A 10,493-nucleotide genomic window follows, 5' to 3' on the forward strand; every position below is an offset into this window, starting at 1 on the left:
ACTGCCCAGCCATCCGACGAACCCGGCGCTTCCGCCGAGCCGCGCGACGGCGGCAAGTGCCGTCGCGACATTTCCCCCGAAAGCTCGGGCACTTTGCAGAACCTTCCCCTTGCCCGCCGACAACGGCTGATCGACATAGACGATGTCGTCGATCGCAATAGCTCCGAAGCCGAGGATTGATGGGACGGCGGGCATGGTTCAGGCACCCGCCTTCGCCAGGGCGTCTTGCGCCGAAAGGCCGTCATGGATGACGCCCCGAAAGGCGATCGCTGCCTTTTCCGGATCGCCGTGCCCCCAGAGATTGCGGCCCACCACGGCACCGCGCGCGCCGGCACGGATGGCGTCCGCCGTCTGCTGAAGGGCGCCGAGCAGCGTGTCGGTCTTCGGACCGCCGGCGATCACAACCGGCACTGGGCAGGTCCGAATAGTCTCTCGGAACGACTCGAAATCGCCCGTGTAACCGATCTTGATCACATCGACGCCGGACTCGTAGCCGATGCGTGCCGCATAGGCGATCTCGTCGGGGGTGAAGACGATTTTTGCCCCGTCGGTGAAATCGCGAGGGTAGATATGCGCCACCACCGGCATGCCGTAACGGGCCGCCGCGTTCACCGAATCGGTCAGCCAGCGTATGTATTTGCCCTCGGTCGCGCCGCGCACCGGAATGGCCACGGCCAACGCATCGGCGCCAGCGCGCACCGCATCCTCGGGCGTTGCAATCAGTTCACTGATGCGATCGTCCGGGGTGAAGCAGCCGGCCTGGATCACCAGGCAAGCCTTGCCCGCGTATTGCGGCCACAGATGGCGCGCGGTGCCGGGCTGGATGCTGACGTAGTCGGGTTTGCCTACCATGACGCGTGCAAGGGCGCCCGGCAGATCGGCAAGACCTCCTTTGCGCACGTCGCCATAGCCGACAAAGTGGTCGACCGCGCCGCCAAAAAGATTCCCCGATGGATGTGAGAAGAGGCGCGCCAGGCGCACCTTGGTTCCGAGGCTCATGAGTCCAAAATTCTCCAATCGATTGATTTCAAAATCCTGCACCCAGTGTTTGCGAAAGAAAAGACAAATGCAATCTTTCGAAAGCTTTTGAATTCGCATATTTTTGGTAGAGTGAACCGAGGCCAGGGTGATTGCTTGGCGGATGGAGGCAAGGACAGGGCAATGTTGTCAGAGCAGAGACGCCAATCGATCCTGGGTGAAGTGCAACGTAGCGGACAGGTCCGCATCAAGGACCTGTCAGACGATTTTGGCGTATCGGAAGTCACGGTGCGCTCCGACCTCGAGATACTGGACCGTAAGGGACTGCTGACCAAGACCCGCGGAGGCGCGGTGACCCGGACCACGGATTCGACCACGGCCGCGTTCGCCCGGCGGATGCAAACCAACCTCGATGCAAAGAAACGCATCGCCCGGGCAGCGGTAGAACTGTTCGAGGACAACCAATCGGTCATCTTCGACGGCGGCTCGACATTGATGCAGGTTGCCATGCTGTTACCGCCGCTCAGCAATGTCGTGGTCGCGGCCACGGCGATGAATATCGTGCAGCATCTGATGCATCGGCCCGGGCTCGACGTTCACATGATCGGCGGCCGGGTCTATCCAGACACGGTGAGCACACTGATCACCGATGCCGACACGGCTCTCGGCGGCTTGGTAGCGCATCAGGTCTTTGTTGGAGCGCATGCGATTGACTCGTCACTGGATGTGGTCGACGTGAACGAAGACATGGCGCGAACGAAGCGAAACCTCGTGCGCATGGCCCGGCGCGTTGTCCTCCTTGCGGATTCGAGCAAATGGGGCGTCAGCGGAACGTCCAAGGCCTTTTCGCTGTCGAGCGTCGATGTCGTGATCACCGACGATGGCCTGTCCGACCCGATACGCAGCCAGCTTGATAGGACCGGGGCCAAGGTGATCTATGCCTGACCCCGTCGCGGTCTTGGCCGCGGCGGAAATATCCGATGCGCGCATGAGCCACGGGATCCGCATCGACGGCCGTTCTTTCGGTCATTTTCTCCTCCCAGGACTGGCAGCCTCCCGATATCGCACCAGCATTTTCGCATGTTGTATAAAAATTTTACGCGCGTCAATATTTAAAATGTTGTATAGCCTTTTGCGAATGCGATCCGCCTAGCGGCTGGGCGGATCCCGGCAGGCCATGAGCGCATTGGGAGGCAGGATCGAAAATGCACGGGACATCAAAGACCAAACTCGGGATCGGCGTCATCGGATGCGGCAACATCTCGATGACTTACCTGCGCAACGCCGGGCTTTTTGGCGGGATCGAATTGCGCGCCTGTGCCGATATTTCGGCCGACATGGCGGCGGTGCGGGCGAAGGAATATGGCATCCAGGCACTCGGCGTCGATGCGCTGCTGGCCGACCCGGAGATCGATCTTGTCCTCAACCTGACCATTCCGGCGGCGCATTTCGACATTTCGTTTGCCGCGCTTTCGGCCGGCAAGCACGTCTTCACCGAAAAGCCGCTCGCCACCTCGGCCGCCGACGGACAACGCCTGGTCAACGAGGCGCGGTCGCGCGGCCTGCTGCTCGGCTCGGCGCCCGACACGTTCCTCGGTGCTGCCGGGCGCCGTGCGCGCCGGTTGATGGATGACGGCGCCATCGGCCGCCCGGTCACCGGCACCGCCTTCATGATGGGCCGCGGCATGGAGCACTGGCACCCCAACCCGCAATTCTACTACCAGCCAGGCGGTGGCCCCGTGTTCGATATGGGTCCGTACTATCTGACCATGCTGGTCAATCTGCTCGGCCCGGTCGAGCGCGTCATGGCAATGGCGACACGCGGCCAGGAAGAAAGGCTGATATCAGCCGATGGGCCATTCAAGAACACGACATTCAAGGTCGGCACGCCAACCAACGTTTTGTCGCTGCTTGAATTCCGCTCCGGCGCGACCGTCACCTTCGGCGCCTCGTGGGATGTCTTTCGCCACTCCAACCACCCGATCGAACTGCACGGCACGGAGGGCTCGCTGCGCCTGCCCGACCCCGACACGTTCGGCGGCACGGTGTCGCTGTCGGAGCGCGGCACCGACTGGCAGGATTTCGCCAGCGAGGGCGAACTCTACGGCGCCCGCAACTGGCCTTATGCGGCACCCGATCGCGCCAATTACCGCATGCTCGGCGTCGCCGATCTGGTGCGCTCGCTTCAAACCGGCAACACCCCACGGGCCTCCGGCAGCCTCGCGCTGCATGTACTGGAGATCATGGAGGCTATCCTGCGCTCCGGTGAAACACAGGGATCAGTCGCCATCGCGGGCGATGTCGTGCAGCCGGCCCTGCTGACCGAGGAAGAGGCGAGCAGCCTGCTGGCCTGAGGACATGACCATGACGCTCGATCCGGATGCGCTGCGCGTCCTCGAAATTGGTCGTGCAGCCGGCGGCGAGCCATTCGAGACCGGCAGCGTGGCGGCGGCGCGAACTGCCTACAACGCCTCGTTCCCGACGTTACAGGGTGAGCACGAGCCGGTCGCTGCGACCCAGGAACGGCAGATCGACGGGACGAATGGGCCTATAGCGCTCCGCATCCATCGCGGCATCGGCGCACCGCAAAGCGGGGCACCGGCGCTGCTCTACCTGCATGGCGGCGGCTGGGTCATCGGCAACCTCGATTCGCATGACGAGATCTGCCGCCTGATGGCCAATCTCGGCGGCGCCGTCATTGTCTGTCCCGATTATCGCCTGGCGCCAGAGCACAAATTTCCCGCCGGGATCGAGGATTGCCTGGCAACACTGCACTTCATGGCGGAGAATGCCGCCGGTCTCGGCATCGACATCAGACGCATCGGCGTTGCCGGCGACAGCGCCGGCGGCAATCTCGCCACGGTGCTGGCGCTGCTTGCCCGCGATGGGCTTGCGCCTCCGCTTGCGGCGCAACTCCTGATCTATCCCAACACCGACGCGCGGCAGGCATCGAATAGCTACCAGCGTTTCGGCGACGGCTTCGGGCTCACCGCAACCACCATGGCATGGTTCCGCGACCACTATGTGCGAACGCCCGACGATATCACGGACTGGCGCGTCTCGCCCTTGCTGGCGCCTGCCCTCGCCGGCTCGGCGCCGGCTTTTGTGGCGCTTGCCGGCTGCGACATCCTCGCCGACGAAGGGGCAGCCTATGCGGCGCGCCTGCAAGCCGCGGGCGTGCCGGTGATCCTCCGGCAGTGGCCGGGCCAGATCCATGGCTTCGTCTCAATGGGACGCCATATCCCCGCTGCCCGGCAAGCGGTGGCCGAGGCGGTGGCTGCCTGGCGCCACTTCGAGAAGGTCGCTGACGATCAGGCCGACTGACGCATCACCAGGGTGGCGCCGAGCTTGACAGTGCGGGCCAGGCCTTGCTTCGGCGGATCGGCCTCGTCCAGCAGAGCCAGCAGTATCTCGACGCTGCGGCCGGCCATGGCGGCGAAATCCTGCGCCATGGTGGTCAGCGCCGGGCAGGTGTAGCGGCTCAGCGGATGATCGTCGTGTGCTGCAACCCGCAGATCGCAATCGGGCCTGCGGCCGACCTTCAGGCCGCGCGAGTACGCAGCCGCCATCACGCCAAAGGCGAGACGATCATTGGCGCACAGGATGGTGCGGCCGGGCAAGGAGCCGGCCTCCAGCATTTTTTCCGTCTGCTCGTAGCCGATGCGTTCGAAGTCCCAGGTGTAATCGCGGGTGCCTTCGATGACGACCGGCTTGAACCCGGCGGTCTCCATCGCGACGATGTAGCTTTCCTGGCGTTCGCCGGAGTTGTGGTTGACGTGTGGGATGTCGAGATAGACCGGCGGCTCACCCGAACGGCAGAGATAGTCGACGATGGTCGAGACGCTCTGCCGGTTGTCGTTGCCGACGAACGGCGTATCGCCCTCGATATAGGTGTCGAAATAGACGATCGGAATATCCTGCCCGAGCTTGTCGAAGACGCCGCGGTCGGAAGCCAGACCCAGTGGGGCGATGATCGCGCCGGCGACCTTCAGGGACAGCAGCGTCCTGACCGACTCCGCCTCCAGCTTCGGCGAACCATGCGAGGAGATGACGATCGGCCAGTAGCCTTCGTCGCGGCAGCGAAATTCGATGCGGCTGACCATCTCGGCGTAGAACGGATCGGTGATCGTCGGCACGACGATGCCGATGTTGCGGGTGCGCTTGCGGTTGAGATTTCGGGCGAAAAGGTTGGGCTGATAGTCCGAGGAGCGCAGGGCGGCTTCGATGCGCGCCCGCGTCGCCGGCTTCACGCTCGCCGGATCGTCGAAATATTTGGACAGCGTCGGCCGGGACACGCCGCATGCCTGGGCGAAGTCATCCATCGTGCGGTGCGTCTTCTCCGCCATCGATATATTCCTGATCCCCTGCCATGATCGGCCCGCCCCCAGTCATGCGGCCGTTGACCGGATGCGACAATCCTGGATGGAACTTATTCAGTCAATTTTCACAGTTACCAATAGAACCCAGAAATATTGCATGCGTCAAATTATTCGTTAATGTTTCAAAACTGAGGCGGCTCGCCGCCGTTTTTTCCCGCCAAACGCTTTCGGATAGCGCTGTTTCGTCGACTTGATCGTCAGTTCGACGCTCGAGGGATAGGCTGCAGAAGCTTGCCGCTCGCTCTCGGCTCCGGCCTGCTTGCCAAATGCCGCCATGCCGCCCATACACGGCTTGGGCAATCACCTCGCCCGTTCGCCACCTGCCAGGGATACTGTCCGATGTCCGCGACGCCGTGGTCAAAGCCGTGACGGACCACTCCATGCCATCGCTTGCCGGCCTGGGCTGGACGGATTTTTTTGGCGACCAGCTCGAACCCGGCGACGCCGATCTTGTCCCGACGCGGATCGCCACCGTCCACCGCGATCGCCTGACCGGCCTGTCCCAGGCAGGGCCGGTCGATCTGACACTGCCGGCGCAGGCGAACACCGGTGACTATGCGGTCGGCGACTGGGTACTGGTCGATGGGCATGAACACCTTGTGCAGCGCCGCCTGGTCCGCAAGACGGTGCTGGAGCGCCGCACCCAGGGCGGCAGGGTGCCGCAGCTTGCCGCGGCCAATGTCGACACGCTGTTCATTGTCACCTCGTGCAATGCCGACTTCAATCCCGCCCGGCTCGAGCGTTATCTGGCGCTCGCCAATGAGGCCGGAACGACGCCTGTGATCCTGCTGACCAAGGCCGATACCGCTGAAGACGCCGAGACATATGCAAGGCAGGCTGCCGCGTTGCAGCGTGGATTGCCGGTCGTGACGCTGAACCCCCGGACATCGGATGCGGCAACCATCCTGGCTGCCTGGTGCGGTGTCGGCCAGACGGTGGCGCTGATCGGCTCCTCCGGCGTCGGCAAATCGACGCTGGTCAACACGCTGGCCGGATCGGGGCAGCAATCGCCGCAGCAGACCGGAGGCATTCGCGAGCACGATGCCAAGGGACGCCACACCACCACGTCGCGATCGTTGCACGCCATTGCCGGCGGCGGCTGGGTGATCGATACGCCGGGCATGCGGACTTTGCAGGTCAGTGACGTCGCCTCCGGCATCGACACGCTGTTTGCCGAAATCACCGAACTCGCGCCACTGTGCAAGTTCCGCGACTGCACGCATGTGCATGAGCCGGGCTGCGCTGTGCAGGCTGCCTTGAAGGCCGGAACGCTCGATCCGGAGCGCCTTGCCCGCTGGCGAAAACTGTCCGACGAAAACCAGAACAACACGCCGGCTCAGAGCGGACCCCGCGGAGCCAAGTCTCCCGGCGGTCGCGGCAAGAGGCGTTGAACGGCCGAGGCTGAACTGGCTTCAGAGCCGCGCCGTCCCGAAAACGCGATCCCAGAACGCCGACGTCACACCGAAATTGGCCGCTTCGTCGATGTGGTGATGGACCGCGTGGCGACGCTTGAGCGTGTAGAGATAGCTCGGATGCGCGGGATGCCAGTGATGGATCATGTGGTGGATGCTGATGTACCAGAGGTACCCCAGCATCAACCCGCAGCTTACCGCGCTCGCGGTTGCTAAATCCGAGATCATCCATACCGGCAGGAACGCGACCAGCGCATGCACCCCGAGGCTGAGCCAGGTCGGCGTGCCCACCGAACTGCGCTCCTCGACATGGTGACGGTCGTGCAGGTCCTTGATGTAGGGAATGTGGTGAAGAACGAACCTGTGCAGCACATACTCGATCAGCGTCCAGAAGCCGAGACAGGCGAGGACCGTGCCTATCCAGCCCGGCGCACCCTCTTCGCCGGCCTCGAGCAGCCCAGCCACTGCCAGCACGGCGATTACCAGCGGATACACGACGAAGTCGCTGTAGTAGCCAATAAGACCGAGTTGCATCGTCACCTAGCCTTCGAGCCGCCAAATAGGCGATGGTATCAGATTGCCGGACTCGCGGGTGAGGTGCAATGCAGCCGCGCCTGACATAGCGTCGCAATCCCCTGGTGCAAGGTTCGCGTCAACGATTCAAGGACCATCGGCAGGCTGCCAGCTTCGCAAACGGACATACAAAAATGGCAAAACGCAGTGCGGGATTGCTGATCTATCGCCGCAGCGACGACGATCTCAGGGTGTTGCTGGTTCACCCGGGCGGACCCTTCTGGGCGAAGAAGGACGATGGTGCCTGGTCGATACCGAAGGGCCTCGTCGGCGAGGACGAGGATGAGTTGACGGCAGCGCAACGCGAGACCGAGGAAGAGCTTGGCGTCAAGGTCGATGGATACTTCACTCGTCTCGGCGACTACAGGCAACCGGGCGGCAAGATCGTCTCGGCCTGGTCCGTCGAGGCGACCATCGACATCGATGTGACCTCCATCAAGAGCAACAGCTTCACCATGGAATGGCCGCCAAGGTCGGGATCCCTGAAGGAGTTCCCGGAGGTCGACAGAGCGGGCTGGTTCACCTTGCCCGAGGCCGAGGTGAAAATCCTCAAGGGGCAGCGCCCGATGCTTTTGGATCTTGCCAGGCAGCAAGGCGCGGGATGATCCGCAGCCCTCAATAAGGTAGGCCGACATAGTTCTCGGCGAGCGCGGTCGATGCGGCGCGCGAGTGCATGAGGTAGTCGAGTTCGGCCTCCTGGATGCGTTGGCCGAAATCGCCGGTGTCGGGAAAACGGTGCAGCATCGTCGTCATCCACCAGGAAAAGCGCACCGCCTTCCAGACCCGTGCCAGCGCCTTGCCGGAATAGGCATCGATGCCATCATGTGACTTCTCGACGTAGAAGTCGCGCAAACCTGCGAAGAGATAGCGCACGTCGCTGGCGGCGAGGTTGAGCCCTTTCGCCCCGGTCGGCGGTACGATATGGGCGGCGTCGCCAACCAGGAACATCCTGCCGAAGCGCATTGGCTCGGCAACGAAGGAGCGCAGCGGCGCGATCGATTTCTCGAAGGATGGGCCGGTGACGACATTTGCCGCCGTCTGCTCCGGCAAGCGGCGGCGCAACTCGTCCCAGAAGCGCTCATCCGACCACGCCTCCACGCGATCGTCCTGCGGGCACTGCACATAGTAGCGGCTGCGATGCGTCGAGCGCATCGAGCACAGCGCAAAACCCCGCTCGTGATTGGCGTAGACCAGTTCGCGGTCGGCTGGCGGCACCTCGGCCAGCACGCCGAGCCAGCCGAACGGATACTGCCGCTCGAAGATTTTTAGGGTACGCTCGGGCACCGATTTGCGGCTGACGCCATGATAACCGTCGCAGCCGGCAACGAAGTCGCAGTCGATGCGATGCGTGACGCCATCCTTGTCATAGGTGGCGAAAGGCGCGGTGCCGTCGAAATCGTGCAGAGCGACATTTGCCGCCTCGTAGATCGTGGTCAGCCCTGCCGCGTCGCGCTTGTCCATCAAATCATGCGTCACCTCGGTCTGGCCATAGACGGTGACATGCCTGCCGCCGGTCAGCGCCTCGAGGTCGATGCGATGCAAGCGTCCGTCGAAGGCAAGCGAGATGCCGGAATGCGGCAGCCCTTCGGCATGCAGCCTTGCCGCCGCGCCGGCCTGTTCCAGCAATTCGACGGTGCCCTGTTCGAGCACCCCTGCCCGCACGCGGCCAAGCACGTGCTCGCGGCTCGCACGTTCCAGAATGACCGTCTCGACGCCGATGCCGGCCAGCAATTGCCCAAGCAGCAACCCGGACGGCCCGGACCCGATGACGACGATTTGCGTGCGCATCAGTGGCCGAGACTTTCGACCTGTGCGGCCAGTTCGGCGGCAAGGCGCAGCGACGCGGCCGTTGCGACGACCATTTGCGGCAGCAATAGCCACTCCAGGGTCCAGGCAGCACCCGACCGCTCCTGCTCATGCACGAGCGCGTGATGCAGGCCGGCAAGCTGCGTGGCGTTGAAACGGGCAAGCGCCACCAGCGCTTCGGCCTTCACCGGGTTCTGCTTGTGAGGCATGGTAGACGAGCCGCCACCGCCGGAAAGTTTGATCTCGGTTCCATCTTGCGCCATCAGAGCGATGTCCTGGCCGAATTTGCCGAGGCTGCCGGTCAGCAGCGATAACCAACCGGCAAAATCAGCGAGCGCGTCGCGCTGGTTCTGCCATTGCGGTGCGTCGCCAAGACCAAGCCTGACGGCCAGGGCTGCGCGCACTGCCTTTCCTTTGTCGCCTAGTTTTTCCAGTGTGCCGGCGGCACCGCCGAACTGCACCACCAGCAAGCGTCTCGACTGTTCCGGCAGCCTTTCCTGATGCCGTTGCAGCGGCCCCTGCCACGCTGCCACACGATCCTGCACTTTGATCTGAATCGCCTTCTGCATACGCGTCATGCCGGTCAGCGCCCTGCCGCCAAAACGCTCTTCGAGCGAGGCGAGGCGCATGACGGTTTCGGTCAACAGCAGATCGAGATGCTCGACGACGGGTTTCAGCCGAAGCATCAGGCCCGTGTCGACGACGTCCTGACTGGTCGCGCCGAAATGCACTTTCTGGCCATGCGGTTCGCCGACCGCCGCCCTGATCTGGCGCACCAACTCCGGCACCATGACGCCGTCTTTGGCGACCCCGGCTCGCAGCAGAGCCGTGTTCGGCCGGATCGTGCCAAGCGCCGCCACGATAGCTGCCTCGGCATCTTTGGAGATTATCCCGTTATCGGCCTCCGCTTGCGACAGCGCCTGTTCAAAGGCCAACATGGCCTCGATTTCCGCCTCGACGGAAAAATGCCTCGCCGCTTCTTCGTCGCCGAGAAGAGCGGAGAGCAGCGGATGGTCGAAAGGCGATACAGTCATGTCACAGGCCTCCTGAGCATCAGCTATCGAAGAAGACCGTTTCCTTCTCCCCCTGGAGATGGACGTCGAAGACATACATATCGCCTTGGCGCTCGGCGATCAGCGTCGGCACGCGAAGGCGGTGCTCGACCCGCGCAAGGATCGGATCTTCAGCATTGGCCTTTTCCTCATCGGAAAAATACAGTCTTGTGTGCAGGCCGAGATTGATGCCGCGGGCGACGATCCAGAGCGTGATATGCGGCGCCATCAGGCGACCATCGTTGAACGGGACGCGGCCAGGCTTGATCGTCTCGAACGCACACAGGCCTGTC

12 protein-coding genes and 1 pseudogene are annotated in these 10,493 nt (G+C 63.3%); 5 read left to right on the forward strand and 8 right to left on the reverse strand.

What is annotated here, in order from left to right; all coding sequences use genetic code 11:
- Both EOC06_RS41825 and EOC06_RS06630 read right to left on the reverse strand, forming a co-directional pair.
- Positions 1–195: pseudogene (locus tag EOC06_RS41825) on the reverse strand (permease); the annotation flags it as partial.
- A gap of 3 nt (positions 196–198) precedes the next feature.
- A complete protein-coding gene (locus tag EOC06_RS06630) occupies positions 199–999 on the reverse strand; it encodes a class I fructose-bisphosphate aldolase (protein WP_127266571.1) in 801 nt (266 codons plus the stop codon).
- A 162-nt stretch (positions 1,000–1,161) separates the two neighbouring features.
- Here EOC06_RS06630 and EOC06_RS06635 point away from each other — a divergent pair, with 162 nt between their 5' ends.
- The 3 genes from EOC06_RS06635 to EOC06_RS06645 all read left to right on the forward strand — a co-directional run bounded on the left by EOC06_RS06635 (position 1,162) and on the right by EOC06_RS06645 (position 4,302).
- Positions 1,162–1,923, forward strand: coding sequence for a DeoR/GlpR family DNA-binding transcription regulator (locus EOC06_RS06635; RefSeq protein WP_127319228.1), 762 nt, complete (start codon positions 1,162–1,164; stop codon positions 1,921–1,923).
- A gap of 260 nt (positions 1,924–2,183) precedes the next feature.
- Positions 2,184–3,332: a Gfo/Idh/MocA family protein gene (locus EOC06_RS06640; RefSeq protein ID WP_128307382.1), complete on the forward strand. Its 1,149-nt coding sequence runs from the start codon at positions 2,184–2,186 to the stop codon at positions 3,330–3,332.
- Positions 3,333–3,342: 10 nt separating this feature from the next.
- Positions 3,343–4,302, forward strand: a complete 960-nt coding sequence (locus tag EOC06_RS06645; protein ID WP_128307383.1) for an alpha/beta hydrolase — start codon at positions 3,343–3,345, stop codon at positions 4,300–4,302.
- On the opposite strand, the gene EOC06_RS06650 is transcribed toward EOC06_RS06645, so the two are convergent.
- The gene (locus EOC06_RS06650; RefSeq protein WP_128307384.1) at positions 4,290–5,324 is read right to left on the reverse strand and encodes a LacI family DNA-binding transcriptional regulator; all 1,035 of its coding nucleotides are present in this window, start codon (positions 5,322–5,324) and stop codon (positions 4,290–4,292) included. The two genes, EOC06_RS06645 and EOC06_RS06650, sit on opposite strands and share 13 nt — an antisense overlap.
- A gap of 147 nt (positions 5,325–5,471) precedes the next feature.
- Positions 5,472–5,642, reverse strand: coding sequence for a hypothetical protein (locus EOC06_RS40030; protein ID WP_164898489.1), 171 nt, complete (start codon positions 5,640–5,642; stop codon positions 5,472–5,474).
- 95 nt (positions 5,643–5,737) lie between these two features.
- On the opposite strand from EOC06_RS40030, the gene rsgA reads away from it, so the two are divergent.
- The gene (gene rsgA / locus EOC06_RS06655; RefSeq protein WP_164898490.1) at positions 5,738–6,748 is read left to right on the forward strand and encodes a ribosome small subunit-dependent GTPase A; all 1,011 of its coding nucleotides are present in this window, start codon (positions 5,738–5,740) and stop codon (positions 6,746–6,748) included.
- Between the two features lie 21 nt (positions 6,749–6,769).
- On the opposite strand, the gene EOC06_RS06660 is transcribed toward rsgA, so the two are convergent.
- Positions 6,770–7,303, reverse strand: a complete 534-nt coding sequence (locus EOC06_RS06660; RefSeq protein ID WP_128307386.1) for a sterol desaturase family protein — start codon at positions 7,301–7,303, stop codon at positions 6,770–6,772.
- Positions 7,304–7,476: 173 nt separating this feature from the next.
- Here EOC06_RS06660 and EOC06_RS06665 point away from each other — a divergent pair, with 173 nt between their 5' ends.
- Positions 7,477–7,947: an NUDIX domain-containing protein gene (locus EOC06_RS06665; protein ID WP_127266578.1), complete on the forward strand. Its 471-nt coding sequence runs from the start codon at positions 7,477–7,479 to the stop codon at positions 7,945–7,947.
- Between the two features lie 10 nt (positions 7,948–7,957).
- Here EOC06_RS06665 and pobA read toward each other — a convergent pair whose 3' ends face one another.
- The 3 genes from pobA to pcaG all read right to left on the reverse strand — a co-directional run.
- Positions 7,958–9,130, reverse strand: a complete 1,173-nt coding sequence (gene pobA, locus EOC06_RS06670) for a 4-hydroxybenzoate 3-monooxygenase (RefSeq protein WP_128307387.1) — start codon at positions 9,128–9,130, stop codon at positions 7,958–7,960.
- Positions 9,130–10,182: a 3-carboxy-cis,cis-muconate cycloisomerase gene (locus EOC06_RS06675; protein ID WP_128307388.1), complete on the reverse strand. Its 1,053-nt coding sequence runs from the start codon at positions 10,180–10,182 to the stop codon at positions 9,130–9,132. The genes pobA and EOC06_RS06675 overlap by 1 nt, the downstream gene beginning before the upstream one ends.
- A gap of 19 nt (positions 10,183–10,201) precedes the next feature.
- Positions 10,202–10,493: protocatechuate 3,4-dioxygenase subunit alpha (gene pcaG / locus EOC06_RS41830; RefSeq protein ID WP_245469370.1), on the reverse strand; the 292-nt coding region annotated here is incomplete at its 5' end.

Origin of the sequence: Mesorhizobium sp. M7A.F.Ca.MR.362.00.0.0, from assembly GCF_004023175.1 — a bacterium.
Lineage (GTDB): Bacteria > Pseudomonadota > Alphaproteobacteria > Rhizobiales > Rhizobiaceae > Mesorhizobium.